Source organism: Armatimonadota bacterium (assembly GCA_017303935.1).
Taxonomy (GTDB): Bacteria; Armatimonadota; Fimbriimonadia; order Fimbriimonadales; family Fimbriimonadaceae; genus JAFLBD01.
On sequence record JAFLBD010000003.1, the window covers coordinates 1 to 25,155 of the forward strand.

27 protein-coding genes and 1 tRNA gene are annotated in these 25,155 nt (G+C 53.5%); 17 read left to right on the forward strand and 11 right to left on the reverse strand.

The genetic code is table 11. The annotated features are described in order from the left end of the window. Nucleotides 1-2: 2 nt before the first annotated feature. Nucleotides 3-158: a PEP-CTERM sorting domain-containing protein gene (locus J0L72_09120; GenBank protein MBN8690932.1), complete on the forward strand. Its 156-nt coding sequence runs from the start codon at nucleotides 3-5 to the stop codon at nucleotides 156-158. A gap of 53 nt (nucleotides 159-211) precedes the next feature. Here the strand turns inward: J0L72_09120 and J0L72_09125 are convergent. Further along, nucleotides 212-287 (reverse strand) — tRNA-Val (locus tag J0L72_09125). A 98-nt stretch (nucleotides 288-385) separates the two neighbouring features. On the opposite strand from J0L72_09125, the gene J0L72_09130 reads away from it, so the two are divergent. Then, nucleotides 386-2,059, forward strand: a complete 1,674-nt coding sequence (locus tag J0L72_09130) for an N-acetylmuramoyl-L-alanine amidase (protein MBN8690933.1) — start codon at nucleotides 386-388, stop codon at nucleotides 2,057-2,059. After that, nucleotides 2,034-2,624, forward strand: coding sequence for a GerMN domain-containing protein (locus J0L72_09135; GenBank protein ID MBN8690934.1), 591 nt, complete (start codon nucleotides 2,034-2,036; stop codon nucleotides 2,622-2,624). The genes J0L72_09130 and J0L72_09135 overlap by 26 nt, the downstream gene beginning before the upstream one ends. Here J0L72_09135 and J0L72_09140 read toward each other — a convergent pair. Continuing rightward, the gene (locus J0L72_09140) at nucleotides 2,596-3,153 is read right to left on the reverse strand and encodes a phosphatase PAP2 family protein (protein MBN8690935.1); all 558 of its coding nucleotides are present in this window, start codon (nucleotides 3,151-3,153) and stop codon (nucleotides 2,596-2,598) included. The genes J0L72_09135 and J0L72_09140 overlap by 29 nt on opposite strands. 18 nt (nucleotides 3,154-3,171) lie before the next feature. Between J0L72_09140 and J0L72_09145 the strand changes: the two genes are divergently transcribed. Next, complete coding sequence (locus tag J0L72_09145; protein ID MBN8690936.1) at nucleotides 3,172-4,935, forward strand: ADP-ribosylglycohydrolase family protein; 1,764 nt, start codon at nucleotides 3,172-3,174, stop codon at nucleotides 4,933-4,935. Nucleotides 4,936-4,941: 6 nt separating this feature from the next. Then, complete coding sequence (locus J0L72_09150) at nucleotides 4,942-5,232, forward strand: hypothetical protein (protein ID MBN8690937.1); 291 nt, start codon at nucleotides 4,942-4,944, stop codon at nucleotides 5,230-5,232. A gap of 10 nt (nucleotides 5,233-5,242) precedes the next feature. Here J0L72_09150 and J0L72_09155 read toward each other — a convergent pair whose 3' ends face one another. Further along, nucleotides 5,243-5,887, reverse strand: coding sequence for a hypothetical protein (locus J0L72_09155; protein ID MBN8690938.1), 645 nt, complete (start codon nucleotides 5,885-5,887; stop codon nucleotides 5,243-5,245). 81 nt (nucleotides 5,888-5,968) lie between these two features. Between J0L72_09155 and J0L72_09160 the strand changes: the two genes are divergently transcribed. Beyond that, nucleotides 5,969-7,042, forward strand: a complete 1,074-nt coding sequence (locus J0L72_09160) for a BMP family ABC transporter substrate-binding protein (GenBank protein MBN8690939.1) — start codon at nucleotides 5,969-5,971, stop codon at nucleotides 7,040-7,042. Between the two features lie 60 nt (nucleotides 7,043-7,102). Here the strand turns inward: J0L72_09160 and J0L72_09165 are convergent, their stop codons facing one another. Genes J0L72_09165 through gcvH form a run of 4 tightly spaced genes read right to left on the reverse strand, consistent with a single transcriptional unit; the run spans nucleotide 7,103 to nucleotide 11,733 of the window. Then, complete coding sequence (locus J0L72_09165; GenBank protein MBN8690940.1) at nucleotides 7,103-7,579, reverse strand: redoxin domain-containing protein; 477 nt, start codon at nucleotides 7,577-7,579, stop codon at nucleotides 7,103-7,105. 43 nt (nucleotides 7,580-7,622) lie between these two features. Continuing rightward, nucleotides 7,623-9,968 (reverse strand): hypothetical protein, encoded by a 2,346-nt coding sequence (locus tag J0L72_09170; GenBank protein ID MBN8690941.1) that lies wholly within the window; start codon nucleotides 9,966-9,968, stop codon nucleotides 7,623-7,625. Between the two features lie 52 nt (nucleotides 9,969-10,020). Further along, on the reverse strand, nucleotides 10,021-11,355 hold the full coding sequence (gcvPA, locus tag J0L72_09175) for an aminomethyl-transferring glycine dehydrogenase subunit GcvPA (GenBank protein ID MBN8690942.1): 1,335 nt from the start codon (nucleotides 11,353-11,355) through the stop codon (nucleotides 10,021-10,023). A 9-nt stretch (nucleotides 11,356-11,364) separates the two neighbouring features. Next, nucleotides 11,365-11,733, reverse strand: coding sequence for a glycine cleavage system protein GcvH (gcvH, locus tag J0L72_09180; protein MBN8690943.1), 369 nt, complete (start codon nucleotides 11,731-11,733; stop codon nucleotides 11,365-11,367). A 186-nt stretch (nucleotides 11,734-11,919) separates the two neighbouring features. Between gcvH and J0L72_09185 the strand changes: the two genes are divergently transcribed. The 4 genes from J0L72_09185 to J0L72_09200 all read left to right on the forward strand — a co-directional run bounded on the left by J0L72_09185 (nucleotide 11,920) and on the right by J0L72_09200 (nucleotide 15,708). Beyond that, the gene (locus tag J0L72_09185) at nucleotides 11,920-13,371 is read left to right on the forward strand and encodes a hypothetical protein (GenBank protein ID MBN8690944.1); all 1,452 of its coding nucleotides are present in this window, start codon (nucleotides 11,920-11,922) and stop codon (nucleotides 13,369-13,371) included. A gap of 92 nt (nucleotides 13,372-13,463) precedes the next feature. Beyond that, nucleotides 13,464-14,234, forward strand: a complete 771-nt coding sequence (locus J0L72_09190) for a ParA family protein (protein ID MBN8690945.1) — start codon at nucleotides 13,464-13,466, stop codon at nucleotides 14,232-14,234. Next, the gene (locus J0L72_09195; protein ID MBN8690946.1) at nucleotides 14,231-15,082 is read left to right on the forward strand and encodes a ParB/RepB/Spo0J family partition protein; all 852 of its coding nucleotides are present in this window, start codon (nucleotides 14,231-14,233) and stop codon (nucleotides 15,080-15,082) included. The genes J0L72_09190 and J0L72_09195 overlap by 4 nt, the downstream gene beginning before the upstream one ends. Beyond that, on the forward strand, nucleotides 15,079-15,708 hold the full coding sequence (locus J0L72_09200; protein MBN8690947.1) for a GNAT family N-acetyltransferase: 630 nt from the start codon (nucleotides 15,079-15,081) through the stop codon (nucleotides 15,706-15,708). The genes J0L72_09195 and J0L72_09200 overlap by 4 nt, the downstream gene beginning before the upstream one ends. Here J0L72_09200 and J0L72_09205 read toward each other — a convergent pair. Next, nucleotides 15,642-16,127 (reverse strand): MerC domain-containing protein, encoded by a 486-nt coding sequence (locus tag J0L72_09205; GenBank protein MBN8690948.1) that lies wholly within the window; start codon nucleotides 16,125-16,127, stop codon nucleotides 15,642-15,644. The genes J0L72_09200 and J0L72_09205 overlap by 67 nt on opposite strands. A 63-nt stretch (nucleotides 16,128-16,190) precedes the next feature. Between J0L72_09205 and J0L72_09210 the strand changes: the two genes are divergently transcribed. The 4 genes from J0L72_09210 to J0L72_09225 are packed head-to-tail and all read left to right on the forward strand — an operon-like array spanning nucleotide 16,191 to nucleotide 19,381. Further along, nucleotides 16,191-16,835 (forward strand): class II aldolase/adducin family protein, encoded by a 645-nt coding sequence (locus tag J0L72_09210; protein ID MBN8690949.1) that lies wholly within the window; start codon nucleotides 16,191-16,193, stop codon nucleotides 16,833-16,835. 27 nt (nucleotides 16,836-16,862) lie between these two features. Next, nucleotides 16,863-18,113, forward strand: coding sequence for a histidine--tRNA ligase (locus J0L72_09215; protein ID MBN8690950.1), 1,251 nt, complete (start codon nucleotides 16,863-16,865; stop codon nucleotides 18,111-18,113). Then, complete coding sequence (locus J0L72_09220; protein ID MBN8690951.1) at nucleotides 18,110-18,979, forward strand: hypothetical protein; 870 nt, start codon at nucleotides 18,110-18,112, stop codon at nucleotides 18,977-18,979. The genes J0L72_09215 and J0L72_09220 overlap by 4 nt, the downstream gene beginning before the upstream one ends. Beyond that, nucleotides 18,980-19,381 (forward strand): J domain-containing protein, encoded by a 402-nt coding sequence (locus tag J0L72_09225; GenBank protein ID MBN8690952.1) that lies wholly within the window; start codon nucleotides 18,980-18,982, stop codon nucleotides 19,379-19,381. On the opposite strand, the gene J0L72_09230 is transcribed toward J0L72_09225, so the two are convergent. Further along, entirely contained in the window at nucleotides 19,382-20,305 is a 924-nt protein-coding gene (locus J0L72_09230; GenBank protein ID MBN8690953.1) for a proline dehydrogenase family protein, read from the reverse strand. Between the two features lie 106 nt (nucleotides 20,306-20,411). On the opposite strand from J0L72_09230, the gene J0L72_09235 reads away from it, so the two are divergent. Genes J0L72_09235 through J0L72_09245 form a run of 3 tightly spaced genes read left to right on the forward strand, consistent with a single transcriptional unit; the run spans nucleotide 20,412 to nucleotide 23,216 of the window. Continuing rightward, entirely contained in the window at nucleotides 20,412-21,221 is an 810-nt protein-coding gene (locus J0L72_09235; protein ID MBN8690954.1) for a UDP-2,3-diacylglucosamine diphosphatase, read from the forward strand. A 10-nt stretch (nucleotides 21,222-21,231) separates the two neighbouring features. After that, nucleotides 21,232-22,074, forward strand: coding sequence for a hypothetical protein (locus tag J0L72_09240; GenBank protein MBN8690955.1), 843 nt, complete (start codon nucleotides 21,232-21,234; stop codon nucleotides 22,072-22,074). Then, nucleotides 22,071-23,216: a hypothetical protein gene (locus tag J0L72_09245; GenBank protein ID MBN8690956.1), complete on the forward strand. Its 1,146-nt coding sequence runs from the start codon at nucleotides 22,071-22,073 to the stop codon at nucleotides 23,214-23,216. The genes J0L72_09240 and J0L72_09245 overlap by 4 nt, the downstream gene beginning before the upstream one ends. Here the strand turns inward: J0L72_09245 and J0L72_09250 are convergent. Both J0L72_09250 and J0L72_09255 read right to left on the reverse strand, forming a co-directional pair. After that, nucleotides 23,167-23,883 (reverse strand): hypothetical protein, encoded by a 717-nt coding sequence (locus tag J0L72_09250; protein MBN8690957.1) that lies wholly within the window; start codon nucleotides 23,881-23,883, stop codon nucleotides 23,167-23,169. The two genes, J0L72_09245 and J0L72_09250, sit on opposite strands and share 50 nt — an antisense overlap. A 27-nt stretch (nucleotides 23,884-23,910) precedes the next feature. Further along, nucleotides 23,911-25,137 carry an imidazolonepropionase gene (locus tag J0L72_09255; GenBank protein ID MBN8690958.1) on the reverse strand — a complete coding sequence of 409 codons (1,227 nt, stop codon included), beginning with the start codon at nucleotides 25,135-25,137 and terminating at the stop codon, nucleotides 23,911-23,913. Nucleotides 25,138-25,155 lie beyond the last annotated feature (18 nt).

A 25,155-nucleotide genomic window follows, 5' to 3' on the forward strand; every position in this document is an offset into this window, starting at 1 on the left:
AGATCAACGATAACCGAGAGATCGTGGGCGGATACAGGCTCGGTTCCACTACGTATTACAACACTCTCTACACCCCAGTCCCAGAACCTTCCGAGTTCGCGGTGATGGGTGTTGGGATCGTCGGTCTGCTCCTGGCCCGAAGAAGAAAGAAGGGCTGATGCCCGTAAAGCTCCCAAAACGCAGGGCCGGAACCGCCGTCTGAAAAGGGGAGTGGTGGGCAGTGAGGGACTCGAACCCGCGACATCCTCGTTGTAAGCGAGGCGCTCTACCAGCTGAGCTAACCGCCCGGTAGTTCCGATTATTTTACTCAAGGAGTACAGAAATTTCTTGCCCTTCGGCCAGAAATGCTTGACGAATCGCCATGACCCTGTTAAACTACACAGTAATGAAGAAGCTCCTGCTCGGCATTGCGACATGGATGGTCGCCACCGCAGTTTGGGCAGAATCAGGCAGTCCAGTCACCGTCAATTACACTTTTTCGGAGACCGCCGTCACGGATGCGAGGCGCATTGGAGACGACTGCTGGGTTCAGCGCGAATCTGTTACTCAATGGGGATGGAAGCTCTCGGCCGTTGGCCGCGATGCGACGATCTCTGCAGAAGGGCGCACTCTGCGCGTTCCGATGCAAACACTGGACGGCAAAGTCTATCTAAACGCCACTGAGGCTTCTCGCCAATTGGGCGCAATCGCCGAATGGCAAGAAGATTCTTACCGAATCCTCGGCGAAATCCGGTCCCTCGATTTTGTCGGAAGCTCGCTGCGCGTCAACGCGAGTATGTCGTTCCGGCTCAAGATGGACTTGATTCCTTCTCCGAATCGGCTCGCGATCGATTTTTATGGCGTTCGGCTCAGTCCCCACGGCAACTTCAACTTTCCTCCTGGTGTCCGAGTTGGGATGTTCAAGCCCGGAGTTTTCCGATTGGTGATCGAAGATCCCCGCGTGACTCTGCCAAAGACTTCCCGCCCAGGAACCATGCGCTGGCTGGATCTGAGCTTGGCTCCGTTCAAGTTTGTCGAAGACAGGGTGGTTGAGCCTACATTCAACAATCCGATCCGCACGAGTCAAACAAATCCCCCGCCATTGACTCCGGCAGATCAAACCACGACCAACACTGGGACTTCGCCGATTCCCGCTCCGGTTCTGCCGACCAGTATTCTGCAGTCCTCCACCTTGAATGGCGTGAGTGACCGCGAAGAAGTCGTTCGGTTCGACTTTTCGAGCTTGGGCGGCGGAACCCCTGCGGTCAGCTACGAAACCGCAACCACCATCAATTTGACCTTCAAGTCGAAGATCACTACCGGATTTGATTTCGCCTCTCTCAAAGGCAAGCTGATGACCAGCGCCGAGATGACCACGCTCCCATCAGGTGCTGCGATCATCAAGGTCCGGACCGCATCGCCGATGGTGTTTGAGGTCAGCAGTTCTGCCAATGCGGTCGTCATGCGGCTGAAGAGGCCAAAGAACCAGGATGGGTCCTTGATCGGCAAGACGATCGTAATTGACCCGGGCCACGGCGGCAATGACAGCGGCGCGACTTCTGGCAACGTTTATGAGAAGGCACTGACGCTCAGCATCGGGCTCCAGGTGACAGAGAAACTCACAGATGCTGGTTTGAGCGTGATCATGACTCGCAAGTCGGATGTTCGCATCGCCCTGACCGAACGTGCAGATATCGCGAACCGCAGCCGAGCGACGCTTTTTGTGAGCATTCACATCAACTCGAGTGCGGTCAATAACAAGACTTCCGGCGGAATGACTTTCTACCACATGAAGGCTCCAGAAGGAATGTTGCTGGCAAAGTGCATCCAAGATCAGATCGCTGCCGTTAGCAAGCTTCCAAACCTAGGTACTTGGAGCGATTCACGAATCTATGCATCGGGGTTCAGCGTTCTACGTAATACAGAAATGCCAGCCGTGCTGATTGAGCTCGGATTCATCAATCATGAGCGAGATCGCGGCATGATGGTCAAACAAGATTGGCAAGAAAATATCGCTGAAGCGATTGTCAAAGGAATCAAGGTCTATTTAGGAAATGTCAAAGAAACAGCAAACCCGTAAGTCCCCGAACACTGGCATGTGGTTCTTGTTCGCCCTGGGTCTGGCGGCAACCGCTGGAGTAGGGGCGTATCTCAAGTCCAACCCTTCGGCGTCCATCCCTCCTAGCGAAATGCGAACCGATGAGGATCGAAAATCGGTGAAGGATGCACTGGACGGCAAACCCGCAGCGACGACCGATCGACGCGATGGCAAGGTTGAAGTGATCAAGCCGAAGCTCGATGACAAGGGTGAAGAACTGACCTACGACAAGTCGCACGAAGCGATTCCAGAAGGTCAGGATAAGGTCGTATTCGCGGTCAACCGCTTCTTGGAAGAATCGAAGATCGTCCCCGCGGGCGCAAAACTGGATTCGGTCGAAGTCAAGGATAAGATCGCGACTCTTAAGTTCAACGCCGCTTTCGACCGGACCTACGGTACAGAAGACGAGCGAGTTCTGGTGGACGGGATCCTTCACACCGTTGGGCAGTTTGCCGAGATCGAGAAAGTACAGTTCACGATTGGCGGCGAACCGATGGAGACGCTCGGAAACATCGACCTCACGACTCCACAGACGGTTCTGCGGTAGGCGTTCTTCTCTTCTTGATAGCCTCGGCAACAGCAATGACTGCCGAGGCTATTGCTATTCCACATGTCCAACCGAATACGACTTGCGTTGGATAGTGCACCCCGACAAAGACTCGGCTGATCCCGGTCAAGAACGCGATGATCGCCCAAGGCAAGCCCCATCGCCAGCCCATTGTCCACCAAAATACAGTTGCCACCGCTGCCATGTTTGCACTGTGCGCCGAGGCAGTTCCAAAGCTGGTGAGCTTCTCGACGCGCAGGATCACATCTGGAAGTTCGACACATGGCCGAAGCACTCGAAGCGATGCCTTGAAGATATCCGTGGTTTCGTTTGCCAGGGGAAAGGCAATGATCGTCAAAATCGCCGTTCGACGCGTCGACTTTTGCCAGACCAGGCCCAAAAACAGTAGGACCAAGAATATCCGCATCGGGAGCCACTTGGTACACTCGCTAAGACCTACAAAGAACGTCGATAACGCATCGGGCCATCGATTTATCGCGTAAAAAATGGCATGGTCAATGGCGCGCATGGAGGAATTGAGAATACCGTGAACCTGACTCAATTGAGAGCGGCGGCTCTAGGCGCAAGGATCGGAGCAACACTTGGCGCACCTCGCCGCGGTGAACGTGAGTTTAGGGCGATCAGCTTCTATGAACCGATTCCCTCCCGCATGGCGCCCGCCGATTTTCTGGATGCCTGGCTTGTCTGGCGGAATCACTTAAGCGAATCGCTTCCCCCGGAATGTATCGGTGATACTCGGTTGGAGCATTGGCAATCTTGTCGGACAGAAGCGATATTTGGTGAGTCCAACCTCAGCGCTGGGTTGCGACCACCCATTTCTGGGCAGTTTGACAACCCATTGGGATCGTCGGGCAGTGCTTTGGCCAGATGTCTCTTCTGGGGACTCGCATTGCCGCCGGAGGAGGCTGGCGATTATGCTTGGTTTGACGCCTCTTGCGATCAGGGCCGAGATGTAGCCAAGGTCGCCTTCGCGATGGCACGAGCATGCTCGTCTATCGGCCTCATGCCTTGGCTTCGAGCTTTGATTGACGCTCTTGGCAACGATCAATCATTGAGATCGGTGGTGCAGATCGCCATGAACGGGGTGACTACCGGCGTTCCATTTGATACGTTTGCAAAATCGCTTGCCAGAACCGTGGATGACCCGGACGAATTCGGTCTGAAGTTCAATTTGGCGGTGATTGTCGCGAGTTTGTGCGAGGGCAAGGGTGAGTTTGACGCTTCCCTGCTTGCCTGCGCCTCTTGCGGCGGGGCTGCCGACACGAACTGCGCGATTGTCGGCGCGCTTTGTGCGCTATGGGCGGGATCTGTTCCGCTTGCGTGGACTGAGCCGCTGTCTGGCGATTACGTCGCCACTGCTAGTCTGAAGAAGATTGATCCTCCTGCCAGTTGGGAAAGTTACGTCGATGCGATCTTCCCAACTGAGCCTCCAGAGATTGTAGAGGAGGCAACTCCAACGCCGATGCGGTCAATGCCAATGATCGCGCCGAACAGCTCAACATATTTCAACGATGACCTTCGCGTCACCACCGAATTCGTTGATTCTCCAGTCTCTGTTCAAGGGAAGTCCAATCAGATATTGCTCACGGTGCAAAATCTATCGCCATATCCGAGAATCATCGCGCCGATCTGGGACGTGGCACCCGGAGTTGAACTCGCACACCGATTCATGTCGGTTTTGATCAAGCCAGGTTCAAAGCACCAATTCCCGATGGTCGTTTCGGGGCCGCCAAACCAAGACTTAGTGACGGTCCAAATCGGAGGGCTCAAGATTCCGATCAAGCTGCTGTCTTGTTTAGATTGGTATTCCTGCGGCCCGATGCCGAACTACGATGGTACTAGCTTCGAGAAGGTGTTTCGATGTGAAGATGTTCAGCGACTATCGGAGACCTTTGCGGGGCGAGGAGACCAAGGCGTCCGCTGGAAGCGGTTCACCGGTCAGAGTAACGCTGTCAATGTCGAGCCACTGTTCCTAGGCGGTCCTGGCGTGGCCTACCTCTATGGAAAGTTCCGATTCGCCCAGCCCGGAGTCCACAAGATTGTCGTCGCCTCCAGTCCTGGAACGGTGGTCCGAGTGAATCGCAACATCGTCATCAAGTATCTCGATACGCATCAGCCGGTAGCGAGGCCCCGTCCACCATATGTCGCGGAGTTTCGCGCGGACGGCACCGTAGAAGTCATCATCAAAGTCATGCGGGATTTGGTCACTGTCCCTTGCTGTACGGTCTACTTCATCGGGCCAGATGGGCAAATCGCTCACCCGATTGAGTCTCTCCCGATGGAAGATTGATCTGAAATGTGGATCGTCCGGCAACCAGCAAGATGGATTTGGGGTTCGATGCTCTGGTTCATGCGGCGCGGGCCGGTCAAGCATTTGAGATTTCATTTTGTCGATTGGCTCCCAGAACGAAAGCGGGAGGGTGCCTGGACACATTTCCGGGAGCAAGAACGTTGGGCAAGAAAAAACGGCCTCACCCTGATCACCGTCGTGGTGGGGCTAGCCGAGCTGATTATTCTGTTGCAGTTAATGGGCGCGTTTGCTTATTGGATGGAAGCTCGGGGAATGTTTGTTGTCCCCGAGCGTTAATACCATCAATTTATTCAGGAATAGCTTCTTCTAGTTCGACTTCAGCGGGTGCTTCTTCGACTTCGACGATCTCAGCGACTTCCTTCGTCTTTGGTTTGGCAACTCGCTTGGTTTTGCCGCCAACTCCGAGTTCGGTGCCAGTTGCAGAGTCCATAAAGTTAGCCTTGAGCTTCACGCGTCGATTCAAATCACCACCGCTGACCGTGCTCCAGTTCGCGCGGTCGAGAGCCCATTGCCAGAGAATGTCTGTAGCCGCGTATTGAAACTCAACGCCGCCCTTGACGATTTCGCCAAGTAGGGTCTTTAGCGATTCGTTTGCGCCGAGAACCTTCTCGCCTTCTTCAAGGTTGCAGCTCAGTCCAACTTTGATTTCAACCGGTTCTTCTTCCTGAGCTGCGAGTGCAGCCTTCGTCAGCTTCTTTCCGGTGTCTTGTTCTTGCTGAATCTGATTGAGTTCAACCGAGAGTGCCTTTGTGAACCGCTCGATATCGGTTGGATACTTAAAATCTTGTCCGTCGTAATGCGCGGTAGCGTATTTGCCGGTCAAAACCAATGCGATCGAAATCTGTGCCGCGTCGGTTTGCTGGAGCTTTGGATAGGCTTTGCGAACTTGCTCCTGTGTCGCTTCGGGTTTGGTAAGGTTACAGACGATCAAATCGATTTTCCTTGTGGGGTGGGGTTTTTCGCCGCATCGTAGAATGCGACATAATCAGGCAGTATACCTGGGAGAACCATTGTGAACATATTTAAAGCACTAATCCCGTTGACTGTGGCCGCCTTGCTGGCTGGTTGCAACTCAAGTTCAACTTCGACAAACACATCGACCGACGACAAAGGTGCCGGCGCAACTGCGGGCGGCGAAGCTCCAAAGAAAACCCTCAAGGTAGGGATTCTTTTTGATAGCGGAGGACGCGGCGATAAATCCTTCAATGACAGCGCATGGGAAGGCATCGAGCGCGCGAAGGCTGAATTCAAAATCGAAGAAATCCAGCTTCAAAGCAAGAGCCAAGCCGACAACGAAGTGAGCTTGACCCAACTCGCAAGCCAGAATCCGGACATCGTTTTTGCGGTTGGTTTGACAATGCAAGACGCGGTCAACAACGTATCTCAGAAGTTCAAGAACGTCAAATTCGCGATCGTGGATGGTGACGCCAAGCAGGACAACGTCCGAATGCTCAAGTTCCGAGAAGAACAAGGCAGCTTCCTGGCTGGCTATCTCGCTGGTTTGATGACCACGACGAACAAGATCGGCTTTGTCGGCGGCATGGAAATTCCGCTCATCAAGAAGTTTGAATATGGATACTACGCCGGCGCGAAGATGGCGAACCCGAAGATCGAACTCCTGCCTTCGAAGTACACCGGAGACTGGAATAACAGCGACAAGGGTAAAGCCGCGGCCGCAACTTTGTTCTCTGCTGGCGCGGATATCGTGTACCACGCAGCTGGCCGGGCAGGATTAGGCGTCTTTGCCGCCGCCAAGGATGCGAAGAGGTTTGCGATTGGTGTGGATAGCCAACAAGATGACCTCGAGCCAAAGACGATCCTCACTTCGATGATCAAGCGTGTTGACATGGCCGTGTATTCCACGATTAAAGACGTCTTGGATGACAAGTTCACTAGTGGCGAAAAGCTCTATGACGTGGCTTCAAGCGGAGTCGCGCTCAGCGAATTCCCACACACGAAGGACATTATCGGCTCCGAGCGAATCGACAAGGTGGAAGCGATCAAGGCGAAGCTCGCAAGCGGAGACATCGTCGCTCCAGCGGACAAGGATGCGTTCGACAAGTTCATCGCGAACCTACCTAAGTAAGTTATCAGACAAATAGAAAATCCCCGGACCGTATGTGGTCCGGGGATTTTTTGCTTTTGATTAGAGTGAAGCTAGTGCTTCGTTGATGGCGCCGAAATCTGGAAGATCACCGGGAGTTGGAGTGACCTGTACATACCGAATCACGCCCTCTTTATCGATGATGTATGCGGCGCGAAGACTGCTTGGTCCCATTCCTGCGAGGTCAGGAAGCACGACATCATAGGCTTCAATAGTTTTGTGGGTGTAGTCTGCCAACAGCTTGACCGTGATATTGTTCGCCTTGGCCCAAGCCGCTTGAGCAAACGCCGTATCGCCACTGATTCCATAGACGGCTGCGCCATCGGTCGGCAGACCAGCGAGACCGCTTGACACATCGCAGAATTCGGTTGTGCAGACTCCTGTGAATGCGCCAGGGAAAAACAGCAGGACGACGTTATCCTTCCCTTTGTGGTCCGCCAAATTTACTTCTTTCAGTTCGCCATCGATCATCCCCTTGAGGACGATGTTCGGAGCAGGTGTTCCAATAGCTAGTGCCATATCAATACTATTGTGTACGGTTTCAATACTTCCCTGCCAGCGATCAGTTTGTACGCCTAGAGACGGTCAATTTTCCTGAAGCTGAGCTGGAGTAGTACGGAAGCTGTTCGGCAAAACTGGCGACCACTGGATAGATGCCCGTCGCCGTTCCGGACGGAATGGTGTAGCTTAATCTTGCCCATCCACGAGCATCAGTAGTTGCGCTTCCGGCCGAAACCCCATTCACGGTGAACGCTACGGACTTCCCTGGTACAAAGCTACCGTCCTCAGTCAAAACTCTTGCGATCAAAGTCACTGCCGCTCCCGCACGACCAGAGGCATTTAGAGCTTGTGCACCAGTATTGGTTGACCGGTAGAAGTTCGAGGATGCCGCCGTCGCAGGATTGCTCGCATCTCCAGAAAAACTGGCGTTCAGCGGGTAGGCACCGAGTGCTCCAGCAGTGACAGTCCAGTTCAAAGTCGCGGTTCCGGTGCTGTCTGTGGTGGCACTACCAAGCGCGTTACCGGAGACTGTGAAGCTGATGATCTTGCCAACCAATGGCGCATTAGTATCGGAGCGCTTCAGATTCGCTGTGATGACGGCTGGGAATCCAACACGCCCGCTCGCATTTGGCAGCGTCATGATCGTCGCCTGCGCCAGCGATAATCCAGTGGCGTTGGTTTTGTCCGCCATGACGAAATCGCTTGAATCAATCAGATTGTTCGCATTTCGGTCGTACCAGAGGTTCCCGACGATGCTGTATGTTCCGAGAGCGGCTGTGGTCGGCACGAGGAATGGTCGGGAGGTCACCTGATTGCCGTTAACCAAATTGACCTTTAGGTCATTCGCCGAATTTGTGATCGCAGTACCGGTGCCGTTGAAGTAGATCGCCGCTCCGAGCATGACACCATTCACTCCGTTCACCATCGTCACGTCGTAGTTGAGGGTCGTTGTCGCTCCGGGCGCAGTGCTGCTTGGGTTCGCTGTGAGGCTGTTGATCGTTGCCTTTCCGCCTTGGATCAATGTGTATGTCGGGTAATAAAGGCTTAGAATCTGAACCCAGTCTTTGGTCGCCTGACCGCTACTCGGTGCAGCGCTGGTACAAGCTTGTGAGCTGGATAGTCGCTTACCGGTTGCCCAGCGCGCACTTCCCCACTGGCAAAGCCCGCGGCCGTGACCGTTCGTCGAAAATCCTGCACAAACCGGATCGGCAATACAGGGCCAAGTAGATCCCGTGCCGGTGAAACCATCGCCACATCCTGCATTGTTGTTCTCCGCGGAATACTCGGACCGCGCCACCGCGCCGGTCGTCGTGGTCAACACATAAGCAGTCGTATCGAGAGCGGCTTGTGTTCCGTTCGCCGTGGTCGTTCCAGCGTAGACTTGGCAAGAAGTCGTGTCACAAATGTCGTAGGTGCTGGTGGCGGGCGAATAGACAAAGCTGATTCCATAACTTCGCACAGATACCGTTCCAGCGCGCAACGCGTTCATTCCGCCGGCGACATTCCCCCAACACGAATACCATTCCGAACCAACGACGCTGCCGACGTAGGTATCTAGTGCTACAACATCAACGCTAGTGCATGTCGTTCGGGTGGGGCAATTTCGGCCTACACGGATGTTCTTTGGCAACGCCGGTCCAACGGTTGACCGAGAACTCGCAATGGGTACGTTTGGCACTTGTCCGCAGGAATCGCAATCGGAGCGATCCATGAGTTGGGTCTCAGATCGTCGCCGAAGCGATGCCATATCCACCGATTCGAAATTCTTTGTCAGCGAAATGTTGACTCGAATATCGCCGCTGGGCCAGGTCTCAAAGTTTGAATAGTGCTGAGACGCGAGTCCATCCGCCTTGACATCCAGGCCGACTTTGGCAGGATCGCCGCTGACCGGCATATAGATAGAATAGAAGCCGCGCGCATTGGTGCGAACTTCGCCAAAGCTAGTAGAAACCACCGCATCTTTGATCGGGAGTCCGCTCTCGTCGTCCGTTACAAATCCGTAGACCAGATGCTTATCCTCGCGAGTTAGCCCACGTACGAAGGCGAGATCTACTTCTGGTGCACCTTCTTTGGGCTCTAAAAGGAACCGAATCGGAACAACCTTTGAATCAGTGACAAAGATAGAAGTCGCTGATGAGTCATAGGATTCTGACCCTACAGAAAGCCGCGCGGTGCCTTCCGGAACATTGACTTTGATTCTGCCTGCAGAGTCGACATAGTCTGTCGAAATTTGATAAGGCTCGCCGAGATCCGGCTCGACCAAAATCCACGATGGCCGGACGCCATAGCCGGTTTGGGAGTCGATAAATTGTAGTTGTATGGATGGAACGGGCTTTTGCAATAACCCAAATGCGGCCACTGCCACAAGCCCACCAAAGACAACTCCCAAAATGCCGCGCGCGAACATATCAGGGGTATCTTACGCCATTTTTACGCAGATTCCAACCGAGGAAATGCCGTTATGCAAGAACCTTTTTGAGTTCGGCGGCGAATCGGTCGATCTGTGCAGCGGTTCGGGTCTCGGTGCAACAAACCAGGATGCAATTTTCCATCCCGTGATAATCCTTACCAAGCGGATATCCAGCCATGATTCCCGCCTCAATCAGCTTCGATTGGACCATTTCGGCGTTCTTGCCAAGATCAAGCACGAATTCACAGAAGGACTTGTTGGCAAATTTGAGTTTTGCACCGGCTTCCGTCAACTTCTTGATCGCGTATTGAGTGTTGCGCACGCTCGTTTCAGCGATTGAGGTCAGACCGTTCTTACCCAGCGCGCACATATAGACTGTGCTGGCGAGGGCCATCAATGCTTCATTGGTGCAGATGTTGCTGGTCGCCTTTTCGCGCCGGATATCTTGCTCTCGGGTCCGAAGAGTCATGACAAAACCTGGATTGCCGTCGTGATCATTCGTTCGGCCGACGATTCTGCCGGGAATTCTGCGCACGTGCTCCGTCTTCGTGGCGAAGAACCCAACGAGTGGTCCGCCAAAACCCATTGCGACTCCGAGCGGTTGACCTTCGCCAACCACGATATCAGCGCCGAAGTCTCCTGGCGGCTTCATCAGCGCGCAGGCGACCGGATCACTGACCACCACCATCATCGCGCCTGACTCATCGCAAGCAGCGCGCAACTTAGCGAGATCTTCCACGCTGCCAAAGAAGTTCGGCGTCTGCACGATCACGCATGCGGCGTCTTCCAAATTGGAGTAATCCGTCGTCAATCCGTTGGTGTTGGAAATCTCCACCACATCTAGACCCTGCGCCCAGCAGTAGGTCCGCAGAACCATTCGATAGTTTGGATGCACCGCATCCGAAACCACGATCTTGTTGCGATTCTTGATTCCGTGGCATAGCAGAGCGGCTTCTGCCATAGCGGTCGAACCGTCGTACATCGATGCGTTTGCCAGGTCCATGCCGTACAACTCTGCGACCATCGTCTGGAATTCATAGATCGTCTGGAGGTAGCCCTGGCTCATTTCGGGCTGGTAAGGCGTGTAAGCCGTTAAGAATTCGCCACGACTGATGATCGCGCCCACGCTTGCTGGGATAAACCGCTCGTACAGCCCCGCGCCAAGGTACCAGTCGAGCTTTGTTGCGTCTTGATTCTGCGAAGCGAGGTTGCCCAGATGCTTTGCGAGCGCATATTCATCCATCGCGCTCGGCACTTTGAGCTCACCCTTGAACTTCAAAGCTTCAGGGATATCACCAAAGAGTTCGTCAATCGACTTCGCGCCGATTGTCGCCAGCATTTCCTGGACGTCGACTTCTGAGTGCGGGATGTATGGCATGGAGATTGAAAAAAGTTATAGAGTCGCTTCGTAATCTGCTGGGCTCAGCAAACCGTCGGTGTTGCCGTCAAATTTGATCTTGACCAACCATCCACCATTGTATGGATCGTTGTTGACGAGTTCGCTCTGACTTCCGAGTGCTTCGTTCTTTTCGACCACTTCGCCAGCTACTGGAGCATAGACATCGCTAACGGTTTTGACACTCTCGATCGTGCCAAATGAATCGCCGGTAGCGAGCACGCGGCCGGCTTCAGGAAGATCAAGGAAAACGATGTCGCCGAGTTCGCTCTGAGCGTGATCAGTGATGCCAATGGTGGCGATATCGCCATCGACGCGCACCCATTCGTGCGATTTTGTGTACTTGAGATCGGTTGGAACGTTCACGTTAAATTTGGACTCCTATGCCCCAAATTGTACCTACGCAACCCGCCGTCCTATGGTGCGACTCTCACCTGCCCATGAGATTCTTTTTGCAAGAAACCTAAAGTTCTTCCACATATCTCCGAAAATTCCTCACAGGTAATTGCGAGATTTGTAAAAAATCTCTGCACTAAGGATGGAAAACCTCGCATGAGTCTGCGAATCAACACAAATATTCACGCATTGGGTGCTCTCAGGAGTTTGGGCAACACCATGGATCAATATCAGCTTTCTATTCAGAAGCTGAGCACTGGCCTACGAATCAACAGCGCGGGTGATGACCCAGCTGGACTGATCATTAGCGAAAGTCTGCGAACGCAGGTTCTCGGCATTGATCAAGCGACGCGAAATGCACAAGACGCGGTCAACATGACGAAAACCGCTGAAGCTGCACTCGGCGAAGTTCAGACCCTGATCCGAAACATGCGGTCGATCGCTGTCCACTCGGCAAACACTGCCGTTGTTGACGCCACGATGTTGCAAGCCAATCAATCGCAGATTCGAAACGCACTCCAATCGATTAACCGAATTGCAGAGCAAACGAGCTGGGGCACCAAGAAACTTCTTGATGGAACCGCTGGTGCACAAGCCAACGTGACTCGCGCTTCCGATATTGGAAGCATCTACGTTGGCGGCACTTTCAACGGCGACTCGGTGGCAACTGGTGCGATCACGATGCAAAAGGTGACTGCCGCAGAGCGAGCAATCGTCACTCTTGGCGGTACTTTCACGAACTCATCCACGATCATTACCACTTCCGGCAATTTTGTGATCAACGGCTACAGCTTCTCTACCGACGGAACAGAGTCGGTCCAGAGCTTGGTATCCAAGATCAATGCGATGTCGAACACCACTGGTGTTACCGCGCAAGTCACCGGTTCGGGACCTGTCAGCATTGCTCTCAGCTCGACAACATTCGGATTGAACTCGGCAATCAACTACTTTGATCCGGGCCGAGTGCTCCACAACGCATCTTCTGCCCAGGATACAGGTCTCAACGGCGTGTACAACGTCACGATTCCAACCACGAATGGTATCGCAACCGTCCAATTCACCGGTGGTCAAGGTCCTGGCGTCAGTGGACTGCAACTTTCCGATAGTTGGGGCAACACTATCAGCGTTACCGAACAGGGTAACAGCGGCCTCGCTTCTGCTACTCAGGTCGGTGTCATGACCGCAGGCTCGGTCCAATTCCACATCGGTGCAGGAAGTAACCAATCGGTCGCCTTCTCGATGCCAAACGTGTATTCGAACCGACTTGGAACAGGTGTTGTTTCTGGCAAGGCACTCGATAATATCGACGTCACCAGTCAACAAGGCGCACAAGATGCGATCAAGATCATTGATCAAGCAGTGGTCCAGTTGGCTCAATGGCGCGGCGACATCGGCGCCTTCCAAGTCAACTTCTTGGAATCGACTGTCCGATCGCTTGGCGTGGCCAAAGAAAATATCCAGGCTTCTGAATCCCAGATTAGAGATGTGGACATGGCTCAAGAAATGACCAACTACACTCGGCTGCAGATTCTCCAGCAAAGCGGCATGTCGATGCTGGCGCAAGCTAATCAGGCACCACAGAGCGTCCTTTCACTGTTACAACGATAGACTCGATAGTATCAAAATTCGCGGAGTAGCTTCGGCTGCTCCGCTTTTTTTTTGGCGAGCCGATCGACTTTGCCGCCATAATCCAATTCGCTGTGACCATTTGGGGCGTTGTCAATCAAAAAGGAGGCGTGGGCAAAACAACCACGGCGGTAAATTTTGCTGCTGGATTGGCTGCTCGAGGCCTTCGGACCTTGCTGGTTGACGCCGATCCACAAGGCAACGCAACGTCAGGTCTCGGAGTCGAGAAATCGACCATCAAGCTCACCTTATTCGATGTATTTGAGCGCGTGATCGATGATCCAGAGGGCACCCCGCTCCCCGACGAATCGATCATCAAAGTGAAGGAGAATCTTCACCTGATTCCGGCCACTCTAGACCTTGCTGGTGCCGAGCCGATTTTGCTCAACGCAGTCGGAAAGGAGCTCATTCTCCGTGACGCTTTGGCAAAAGTCGAAGGCGAATATGACTGGATTATTCTGGACGCGCCGCCGAGCCTCGGGATTTTGACCGTCAACATTCTCGCTGCATGCGACGCTGTGTTGGTCCCGATGCAGTGCGAATTCTACGCGCTTGAAGGTCTGAGTCAGCTCATTAAGACAATCGACGTTGTGAAGCGACGCATCAACCCGAAGCTCGGCATTGCCAAAGTTGTCATGACCATGTATGACCCTCGAAACAAGCTCACCCAGCAAGTAGAAGAGGAAGTGAAGCAGTTCTTTGGTGACAAAGTTTCAAGCGTGAAGATTCCGCGCAATGTAAGATTGAGCGAAGCCCCAGGTTTTGGCACTCCAGCGGTCGAACTGTTCCCTGATTCTAAGGGTGCCGAGGCCTATATGAAATTTATTGAGGAAGTGATTGGATGAGACGTGCATTAGGAAAAGGACTAGCCCAACTGCTCGGCGAGCAAACCGACAACCAGCCAAACGAGCTGGAACTTAGCGTCATTTTCCCGAACCCAGATCAGCCACGAAAGGTGTTCGATGAAGACGCTTTGCAGGAGCTCGCGGACTCGATCAAGCTCGTCGGATTGTTGCAGCCGATCGTCGTCCGACCGATCGGCGAAGATAAATATCAGATCATCGCCGGTGAGCGGCGTTGGCGAGCATCACGAATTGCTGGCCTCGAAACTGTCCCCGTGTTGGTCCGAGCAACTCAGGACGACCTCACGCTTCAGCTCGCGTTGATCGAGAACGTTCAGCGTGAAGACATTTCTTCGATTGAAGCTGCAATTGCTTACAAGAAGCTGATTGACGACTTTGAAATGACGCAGGATCAGGTGGCGCAAAAGGTCGGAAAATCGCGAGTCTCCGTTTCGAACACCCTACGCCTCTTGCGCCTTCCGACAGAAGTTCAAGAAGCAATCCTTGGGAATCTGATCACAGAGGGGCACGCGCGCGCACTCTTGATGTGCGAAAGCGAAAAGGCACTTCAGGACTTGTTCTACAAGATCGTGGATGAAGGACTATCCGTCCGCGAATCGGAGCGGCGGGCTAGAGCGACTCAGGCTGAAAAGCCGGCAGTTGCCAAGCCAAAAGCAAAGGCCGTCGTCCAGATGGATCCAAACTACGTCGTGCTAGAAGAAGCGATCAGCACCTATTTTGGCGCGCCAACGAAGATTGAACGCGGAGCCAAAGGCGGCAAGCTTCATATCGAATACTTCTCCGAAGATGATCTCGAGAGAATTTTAGAAATCCTCGGCATTCAGATTTGAGCTCAATCGTCCTGCGACAGATGGAAGAGGCGGACATCCCAGCCGTTGTGGGGTTACAGCGCGCGTGCTTCCCAGAACCGTTCCCGGAAGATCTTCTTTGGCAAGAGTCCCACTTGCATGCGCATCTCTCACGGTTTCCAGAGGGTCAGTTTGTCATTGAATCCTCGGGGTTGGTCGTGGCAAGCAGCAGTTCGTTGATCATCAGCGAATCCAACTGGACCGCGCATTTGCCTTGGGAAGAAACAGTCGGAGGATTTATGTTCGCCAACCATGACCCATCTGGTACGACTTTGTACGGCGCTGATATCAGCGTTCAGCCGGACTACCGGCGATTGGGACTAGGAAGGAGGCTCTATCAAGCGCGGTTTGATCTCGTTACTCAACTCGGATTAGCCCGGTACGGCACTGCCTGCCGGTTGCCGGACGCGAGCAAGTTTGTAGAGCAGCATGGAGGAGATATTCAGGGTTATGTGGCCGCAGTTGAACGAGGCGAGACTGTTGATCGTACGCTGAGTCCGTTGCTACGATACGGCCTAAGACTCTCTGCTGTGATCGAGGACTATATGGACGACGCCGAGTCTCTGGATTCAGCGGCGGTGCTGGAGTGGACGCCAACCACAGCGTGATCGCACTTCCCTACGCGGTGCATCTTGACCGAATTGATGATGTGAAACGTGACCAGGAGGGTCGCGCCAATCACCGACAAAATCACACCTTGGACCGGTTCTGCGTGAGTCTCACCATGATGATGAACATGGCTTTGATGGAAGAATAAGTGCCGGCACACCAAACATGCGAAACCGATCGCGAAAAAGGCCGAAGGCCACCATTGTCGATGCTTGCGGATTCCCTGATAAATCGCAAAGAGCCCAGCGAGCAGAGTCAAACTAAAGAATGCGAACTCGGTCGTGGGGTTGGCTAGGTAGGTCGCACCGAGTGCGGAAATGAGACCAAACGCCATTCCAGTGAGCACGCAGTGAACAGCGCACAGCAGGCTCGAAGCGGCTCCAATCGCATCCCAATTGATCTGTCGAGCTAGCCGCATACATTCAGTATTGCATATTTATTGCAATAAGTAAGCATTGTTTTTGACCATAATCGGGACGTAATGGCAACGGATGAACTGGTTTTGCGGGCGAGCTTTTGCGAAGTCTGCCGATGGATGTGGCAAAGGGGCCTCATCGGTTCCGTGGAGGGCAACCTCACTGCACGATTGGACGCGGACCGTCTGTTGATAACGCCAAAGGGAAAGCATAAAGGAACCCTGAAGCCGAATGACATGGTGGTGATCGACCTAGAAGGCAAAGCTCTTGGAGGCGGTACTCCGAGTTCTGAAGTCAAGTTGCACCTTGAAGTCTATGCACAGCGGCCCGACTGCAGCGCAGCCATTCACGCCCATCCTCCGATTGCAACGGGCTTTGCGCTGGCACACGAAACGATCCCGGACAATTTGCTTCCTGAAGCTGCGGTATTCCTGGGCTCGGTCGCTTTGGTTCCGTTTGCAATGCCCGGCACCGATGCCACTAGGGACGCCATTAGGCCTTTGCTAGATGACCATAAGACCTTCTTGCTTGCCAACCATGGAGCGCTGGTGCTCGGGACTGACATCTACGATGCATTTGCCCGGATGGAAACGCTCGAACGAGTGGCGACTGTCGTATACAACTCTCATTTGATTGGCAACCCGGTGTCGCTGCCACAAAGAGACTTCCAGGCGCTTCTCGAAAATTCCCTCAGCGGTAAATTGGGTTAGGCTCGTCGCGCCATAATATTCATTCCGATGAAATTCAAGGCTCAGCGCGGTACTCATGACGTCCTCCCTACTCAATCAGGGCTATGGAGGCATGTTGAGTCTCGATTTTCTGAGGTCGCTGCGCGCTATGGCTACAACGAGATTCGAACTCCGGTGTTTGAAGACACCGAGCTTTTTAAGCGAACGAGCGGCGATACCAGTGAAGTCGTCACGAAGCAGATGTTCCAGTTCACCGATAAAGGTGGGCGCGACATTGCGCTGAAGGCAGAAGGCACCGCACCAGTTGTCAGAAGCTACCTTGAGCACCACCTTGGTGAAACAGGTGCCGTGACCAAGCTGTGGTATTGCACCCCGGTTTTCCGGCATGAACGCCCACAGTTCTTGCGCTATCGGCAGCACCACCAATTCGGCATTGAGTGTATTGGCAGCGCACTGCCCGACGCCGATGTTGAAGTAATCGAACTTGCGATCATGTTCTTGCGCGATCTTGGGTTGACACACCTCAAGGTCCAACTGAATTCGATCGGACGTGCGGAAACTCGAGAGCGATACCGTGAAGTCGTCCTCAGCCACGGCGCGTCCTATCTTGCAGACCTCGACGATGAATCCCAGCAGCGTGCGCTAAAGAATCCTCTCCGGTTGTTGGACAGCAAAGACCCGAAAGCAGTCGAAGTATTCCAAAACGTGCCGAGCATTCTGGATTCGCTGGAAGACGATTCAAAGGCGCATTTTGAGATGGTGCAAGCAGGTTTGACCGAAGCGGGCATTCCTTTTGAACTCAAGCCGACGATCGTGCGCGGATTGGATTACTACTCGGATACAGTTTTTGAGATCGAGTCTTCGGACCTTGGAGCCCAAACAGCCATGTGCGGCGGGGGCAGATACGATGGCCTGATTGGTCTGTTGGGCGGGCCGCCGACTCCTGCAGTCGGATTCGGCATGGGAATCGAACGGCTGATTCATATCCTCGAATCAAACGCCAAGGTTCCCGAGATCAAGGGTCTCGATGTCTATGTCGTCGCCGCAAGTAGCGAGTTTCAACCGAACGCGCGTGCCCTCGCACGAAAACTCCGATCAGAGGGCATTAGAACCGAGGTTGATTTGGCTAGCAAGAGTTTGAAGGGCCAAATGAAGCAAGCTGACAAATCAGGAGCGAAGTACGCGGCGATTCTTGGCGCAGACGAGATTGCGGCTAGCACAATCACTCTTCGAACCCTATCCGATAGTTCTCAACAATCGCTTACCTTTGACCAATTGGTTAATTTCTTGCGATCATGAAATCGTTACTTTCGATTGCAACTCTTGGCTGCGCGGCGATGGGACTTGCCCAGGCGCCAGATGTCAGCATCGTCACGGATATTCGGTGGCAAGCTGTGCTGGGCGGAGGGACAAGCCGAGCGCTCTTGTACGACACCCTCGGTCGGCACAGCACCGTTACTTTGCAACTCGAAACCGAAGCAGGATTTCTGATCCGAATCTGCGAGAGATTCCAGCGAATCCGTGGTCAATCAACGGAAAACCAACTCGAGTTTGCCACGTTAGAACTTCCCTACTTCTGGAGGGTTGGCTGGGTGGACGTAACATTTGGCAAGCGTCGATTGATCCGAGAATATGGAATGGGTGGCGCGGTGACGACAAACCTTCTCCTTGACAATTTGCCGATCGAGATCGCGGCAATCGACAACGGCGAACGACGTGCCAGGGGTGTCATCGGCCGGCTAGGAGGAAAGCTGGGAGTGAGCTTCGCCTCAGGGAATCATTTTGGAGCCGGCAGTTCGTCGCTCTGCCCAATTCGGCTGCCAGAAGATGGCACAGGGATCGGTCGAGGCTACCAGCTGATTTTAGGAGCAGACGCATCAGCGAGCGCTGGCCCATGGCACATTTCTGCCGAGTATGCCGGATTGCGGCGTGGTCAAACCTCAAATGACCACGACGAAGATGTCGTGGATTTGGAGTTCACCAATGGAATGGAGTTTAAGGGCAGCTTGCTAAGGGTCGGATTTGCTCGAGCTTTTGGCGCGCAGACCAATCACTTTCGATTTGAGATCGAAAGCCCGATCAACGAAAAGTCCTCGATCACATTTAGCTCCCGATGGGACAAAGGCCGGCCAACGGTACAATTTGGCACACACATAAGGTTTTAGATGAGCGGCGAATTCAAGCGAGCATTCAATATTGCGCAGGGCTACATTTCGAAAGAATGGGAGCGAATAACTGCGGTCGAGCGAGAGGATGCAATCCAGGAGCTAGATATTCCCGCGCAAGTTCGAGGCAGGGAGGAAGACACCTTGCTGCCGCAAAACGTGGTTCGTGACGCTGCTCACGCCCGACGAGTGCTTGATGTAAGCGAATCCGCCACATTCGACGATGTGCAAACTGCCTACAAGAAACTGTGCGAATTGAGCGATCCTGCTCAGTTTGGTTCTGGAACTCAAGAATTCATTCGCGCGAGACGAATCCAGCGGAGCATTCACCAAGCGTACAAGATTCTGAGCGAGGAGTTCTCGATCACCGAGAGACGGTTCAAATCGCTCGAAATCGATTGATTACTTCTTGAACATCGCCTTCGCGATGAACCACATATTCGCCGGTCGTTCAGCCAACCTGCGCGAGAAGTAGGGGTACCACATGTCGCCGTACGGCACGTAGACGCGGACGTTGTACCCTTCGGCCAATAGCCCGTCTTGAAGATCTCGCCGGATGCCGTACAGCATCTGGAATTCAAACCGCTCCTTTCCAATGTTGTTGGCGCTTGCAAATTCCTTCACGGCATTGATAATGGATTCGTCGTGAGTCGCGATAGCGGGATAATTTCCTTTCTCAAGGAGCATCTTGGCCATCTCAACATACTTTGCGTCAACGGTGGATTTTTCTGGGAATGCAACCGATTCTGGCTCTAAGTAGGCACCTTTGACAACGCGGATGCGAATTCCCTCGTCAATCATGAACTTCGTGTCGTCGATTGAGCGCTTCAGATAGCTCTGTAGAACGGTGCCGGTGTTTTTATGATCCGCGAACACTCGAGAGACCATTGCGATCGTGCGCTCGGTGTACTCGCTCGCTTCCATGTCCACACGGACAAAGGTATCCGACTTCTCGCCGAGCTTTAGCACCTCGCGGTAATTCTCCTCAGCCCATGTGGGATCAATGTCCAGACCGCATTGCGTCAACTTGATCGAGATATTGATCCTGTCACGGTGCTTGCTTCCGGCGATCGCAGAGATGATCTCGCGATACATCTCGCAGGCATGAACGGCCTCTTCCCGGGTTTTGGTGTTCTCGCCCAGATAGTCCAGCGAGACGCCCAAACCACGTGCGGCGAGCCCTTCTGCAACCTGCATGGCCTCGGCGAGCGTATCACCTGCGATAAACCGCCGCACAACGGGTCGGAATAGAAATGACTTGCGAACCAGCTTTTCGACCGGCTTGAGCGCAGATGCTTTGAGAATAAATGTACGACCGAACGCCATTGTTGGAAGTCCCAAGCAAATTGTATCCCGATCAGGCGAATCACCGTTTACTCCGGTGTACTTGCGGGGATTTAGGTACCCTGATTGCAGTTCCGCGTCATCGCTAATGTCAGAAGGAAAAGCCCGATACCGAGCCGTATTTGTCTCAGATATTCATCTGGGATCGGTTTCTTGCAAATCCGAAGCGATCCAGAAGTTCATGCAGCAGTGCGACTGCGAATATCTCTATCTCGTGGGCGACATCATCGACATGTGGGTGAGCCGGCGCAAAGGGAAATGGCAGCAATCCCACTCAAACGTTGTCCGGTCGATTTTGGGGAAAGCCAAGTACGGAACGAAGGTTTATCTGACCCCTGGGAACCACGACGCTGAATTTCGACGAATGAACGGCCTCGATTTTGGAAACATCTTCATCGACCACCAGTTCACGCACACGACATTGCAGGATAAAAAGCTCCTGATCATCCACGGAGATTATCTGGATCGAAGTGTCACCACGTTGAAGCCTCTGGCGGTCATGGGCGCATGGCTCCACGAGGGGATGTCGAACGTCAACATAGTCACCAACAAAATCCGCACCAAGCTCGGCAAGAAGCCCAGTGACTTTAGTTCGAACGCAAAAAAGCGCGTGAAGTCCTTCATTCGATACTTCACCAACTTTGAGGATCGAATCTGTGTCGATGCAAAGAATGGCGGGTTTGACGGAGTGGTTTGCGGACATATCCACCGACCTGCGTTCGAAATCAACGACGAAGCCGGAATCATGTACATCAACACCGGCGACTGGATGGATCACTGCACGGCAATGGTCGAACACCAGGACGGCCGACTCGAAATGCTCAAATGGTGTCCCGCTTCTGAGTCGCTCCAACGAGCCTCAACGTCTCTAACTTCTGCGGGTCGCGAGTTACTCTAGATCGTCAATCATGCTGGTTGCTTTTATTAAGTGGTATCTCACATTTAGAGGGTTTGAGCGCTCGGGCGCGTTCTATCGCGCCATCGGGATCCCGGCAGTGGACCGCGTTTTAGCCAGAGCATTTGGTGAGGCACCCGTCGAGCCCTACGCCCCAAACCTAGAAGCGAACGAAGCGAGCCTTCGGACAAAGCTCTTTGGTGGGCTGTATGCCGAGATCAATAACATGATGTGCAACCTCATTTATTTGGGGATGGCGATCATCTGCTTTGTCACTGGATATCAATTTTTGGCTTGGTGGTCGATCGCAATTGGCAGCACACACTTCATCGTCGTGTTAATCGAGAGGTACAAGCGGCTATTAATCCTCGAGTGGCTCGAACATCCGGAAGCGCTGACTGCACCAGAACTTGAAGTTGAAGTTGCCTATCCAAGAACCGAGAAAGAGCTTCGACACTTTTACTTCCAACCCAAGCCATTCGAATCTGACAAGCTTTTTGCCGCACTCGGCGTAAATTGGTTCCGGCACTTCGTCTTTTGGTTGACCAATCTTGGCGGGGTTGTCGCGGACGAGGAGACCAAGAAGCATGAACCGCATCGACTGACGGGCGGCTCAATCCTGGCACTGGATGCTTTCGAGAAGAAAACACGGACGAGCGAAACCGTCCACCTGATCGGAATTCTCCAGCACCTGCCGTACCTCATCGTCTTCGTGTACACCCATTTCTGGTTTGGCCTGCTCTATTTCGCGGGCATGGCCTACCTCAACATTTTCAGCATCCTATTACAGCGACAGCATCGATTGCGAGTCTTTAAGATTCTCATGAAGCGGGCGCAACGAACACCAAAATCATGAAGGTACTCATTCTTTCGGCCAGTACAGGCAACGGGCACATCAGTGCGGCAAAAGCTCTCGACGCGGTTTGCAAATCCAAGGGCATCGAAGTGATGACCGTAGACGCGCTGAAATACACACCGCGTGCGTTCCAGCTCTGGTACGGCGGAGGATACGAGATGGTGGTTCGCCGATCTCCGCAGAGCTGGGGCATGCTGTACAAGGTTAGTGATGAACCCAATATGCCGTACAAAGTCCAGACCAAAATGGACTACGGCTTTTTGGCGAGGCTGAAGAAGCTGTTTGCGGAATTTCAACCGGATTGGGTGATTTGCACTCACTCGTTACCGCAGCCCCGGCTGGCTCAACTGCGGGAAGAGTTTGGCTTTAAGATGGCGATCGTCGTCACCGACCTCTATCCACACCTGATGTGGTTGCGTGGCGAGCCGGACTACTACTTCGTCCCCAGCGAATGGTCAATGCAGATTCTCAACGAACGCAAGTCAGAGAGCAGGGGAATCACCACCGTCACAGGGATTCCGATCCATCCAGTGTTTTCGAAGCAGTTCACTGAAGAAGAAATTGTCGCCTCCACACAACGTCAGCCTGGCGTACCGATGATCACGATCACCAGCGGCGGTATTGGCGGCGGGCCATTCGGCACCGCACTACGTTCGTTGCTCTCGCTCGACATGCCCGTGCACCTGGAAGTGATCTGTGGCCGAAACGAAGCTCGGCGAAAAGATATCGCCAAAATGCTGCACAAGCTTCCCTACACGAGCAAAATTGTGGCGAAGGTGCGGGGTCACATCACGCAAGAAGAGATGGCGATTCGAATGCAAGCCAGCGAGTTCTTAATCACTAAACCAGGTGGGTTGACCACTAGTGAGTGCCTCGCCGTGGGTTGCCCGATGCTGGTGTACCATCCATTTTTGATTCCCGGGCAAGAAGAAGGAAATGCAGAGTTCTTGGTTCAAGAAGGGGCTGGCGTCGAAGCGAGCACGCCACTTGAACTTGTTCAGACTGTGCGCCAGCTGCTAGCCGATCCGGCCAAGCTCGCCGACATGCACGCAAAGGCAAAGTCTTTCGGAAAACCGGCCGCAGCGAACGACATCATTGAAAAGCTGATTGAACTCGGTCCAAACTGGGAGCGTAACGCTTAGCCAACAACCTGGAGTGCTTTTCAAAGAGATCGCCCATCAACCTCAAACTGGTGGACTGGATCAAGAGCGCCTCGGTAATACTCACAATCAAGCTAACCGGTACATAGCGGAGCACTTGTGGAAACCACATGTGGCCCATCCATTCCACACCCTTCGCAATCGGGAATAGCAAGATATTCATCACGACTGCGATCTGGATCGACTTCCACTGCATAGGCAATAGGTCGTGGAGCATCCCGTTCCACATCTTGACAAAGCCGTGGTATCGCTTGGCGTAGAAAGACTTGTTTGTGACATACCAAACGGCTTGGAAGGCCACCAAACCGAGGATGTTGGCAAGCCCAACACCGGTGTAAATTCCCAGAATCACGTTGCCGCTGGACACCTGCACCGCATAGCCAATATATGGCCCGATGCTCGCGAACAACGCTCCGACTACGTATGTTGCAAAGAACTTGCCCCGGATCGCATGGCGCAGGCTGGCTTCATCGCTCGCCCGGTCCAACTGCCACATCTTCAACCCGGCCTTAGCGCTTTTAAGGTCCTCGACGAGTTTGCGAACGTGATACTTAGGCGATAGGTAGCGGCTAATTCGAAGTCTTGCGACCTTTTTCCGAAGGGCATTGTGCCGTGCACGACGCTTGGGGCAATGGGTTTTCGTTTCCATGTTTTGCGTCATGCAGACCTGTTCTTCTTACGCCAAGAATGGCATCGTTGACACCAAATTGCCTTGGATAAAGGTGGCGACCACATCAGGCCCCGGCATAGTGTACGCGAGTTCTTCATACCGAGTGGCATCCCAGATCACAAAATCTGCGTCCTTTCCGACTTCGATACTTCCCTTGCGATCAGCGAGATCGAGGGACACGGCAGGGTTGATTGTGGAAGCGACGAGGGCTTGTGCAGGTGAAATCCCCATCCGGCGACAAGAAAGTGCCATCACAAACGCCATACTTGTCACGGGTGAACTTCCCGGGTTGAAGTCCGTCGCCAAGCAGATCGGAAGTTCGTGCGCAACCATCGCCCTTGCGTCAGGGTACTTTTCCAATCCAAGTCCGAGCACTGATCCTGGAAGCAAGACCGGGAAGACTCCTGCTTGCTTCATGGCTTGAATTCCAGCAAGATTCGTTTGCTCCAAATGATCCGCTGAAACCGCGCCGACTTCCGCAGCAAACCCGGCACCATCTCCATCGGTGAGTTGATCGACATGCAACCTAAGCATTAGTCCAGCGTCCTTGGCCGCTTCAAGGTATGGCATCAACTCTCGCTTCGAGAAGTACTTCTCTTCGACGAACGCATCTGCATAGTCTGCAAGTGGCGCGCACTCCGGCAAAATCACACTCACCAAATGGTTAACATACTGCTCGGGACTGGACCACTCTTCCGGGCAAGCATGGGCGCCTAGCAAGGTGAATTTGAAGTTCTCGCTACCAAATTGGGCAGCAGCAGCTCTGGCTGCTCGTAGACTCCGCGCCTCGGAATCGGCGCATTGTCCATAGCCAGACTTGATTTCGATGGTTGTCGTGCCGTGGTTGATCAATCGCTGAATATTCTTTCTAGCAACTTCAGTCAGTTCGGATTCGCTAAGTTCTCTAGTGCAACGAATGGTGGACTTGATCCCACCGCCAGATGCTGCAATTTCCTGATAGCTCTTCCCTTCGCATCGCCACCCAAACTCATCGATTCGGTCTCCGCCGAAGACACAATGTGTGTGGCAATCGACCAATCCAGGCGTGACAAGTCGCCCACCAGCATCAATAGAGTCTACGCACTGTGGGACATCTTCAGACTTCCCCACCCAAACGATCTGGCCATCTTCGACGACAAATGCCCCGTTGCTGATCGTATGAACTTCGCTAAGTGCGCCACCAGTTCGCGGCCCCTTCGCCCCAGAAAGGGTCACCAACTGGCGACAATTCACCACGGAATAACGGGAGGG

Coding starts and splice junctions, on each gene's coding strand:
- J0L72_09230 (MBN8690953.1), bottom strand. CDS start 20,305: ATGGCGTTCGGTCGTACATTTATTCTCAAAGCATCTGCGCTCAAGCCG.
- J0L72_09205 (MBN8690948.1), bottom strand. CDS start 16,127: ATGCGGCTAGCTCGACAGATCAATTGGGATGCGATTGGAGCCGCTTCG.
- J0L72_09210 (MBN8690949.1), top strand. CDS start 16,191: ATGGCAACGGATGAACTGGTTTTGCGGGCGAGCTTTTGCGAAGTCTGC.
- J0L72_09245 (MBN8690956.1), top strand. CDS start 22,071: ATGAAGGTACTCATTCTTTCGGCCAGTACAGGCAACGGGCACATCAGT.
- J0L72_09135 (MBN8690934.1), top strand. CDS start 2,034: ATGTCAAAGAAACAGCAAACCCGTAAGTCCCCGAACACTGGCATGTGG.
- J0L72_09165 (MBN8690940.1), bottom strand. CDS start 7,579: ATGGCACTAGCTATTGGAACACCTGCTCCGAACATCGTCCTCAAGGGG.
- J0L72_09185 (MBN8690944.1), top strand. CDS start 11,920: ATGAGTCTGCGAATCAACACAAATATTCACGCATTGGGTGCTCTCAGG.
- J0L72_09235 (MBN8690954.1), top strand. CDS start 20,412: ATGTCAGAAGGAAAAGCCCGATACCGAGCCGTATTTGTCTCAGATATT.
- J0L72_09195 (MBN8690946.1), top strand. CDS start 14,231: ATGAGACGTGCATTAGGAAAAGGACTAGCCCAACTGCTCGGCGAGCAA.
- J0L72_09240 (MBN8690955.1), top strand. CDS start 21,232: ATGCTGGTTGCTTTTATTAAGTGGTATCTCACATTTAGAGGGTTTGAG.
- J0L72_09140 (MBN8690935.1), bottom strand. CDS start 3,153: ATGCGCGCCATTGACCATGCCATTTTTTACGCGATAAATCGATGGCCC.
- J0L72_09170 (MBN8690941.1), bottom strand. CDS start 9,968: ATGTTCGCGCGCGGCATTTTGGGAGTTGTCTTTGGTGGGCTTGTGGCA.
- J0L72_09215 (MBN8690950.1), top strand. CDS start 16,863: ATGAAATTCAAGGCTCAGCGCGGTACTCATGACGTCCTCCCTACTCAA.
- J0L72_09130 (MBN8690933.1), top strand. CDS start 386: ATGAAGAAGCTCCTGCTCGGCATTGCGACATGGATGGTCGCCACCGCA.
- J0L72_09220 (MBN8690951.1), top strand. CDS start 18,110: ATGAAATCGTTACTTTCGATTGCAACTCTTGGCTGCGCGGCGATGGGA.
- J0L72_09225 (MBN8690952.1), top strand. CDS start 18,980: ATGAGCGGCGAATTCAAGCGAGCATTCAATATTGCGCAGGGCTACATT.
- J0L72_09250 (MBN8690957.1), bottom strand. CDS start 23,883: ATGGAAACGAAAACCCATTGCCCCAAGCGTCGTGCACGGCACAATGCC.
- J0L72_09150 (MBN8690937.1), top strand. CDS start 4,942: ATGTGGATCGTCCGGCAACCAGCAAGATGGATTTGGGGTTCGATGCTC.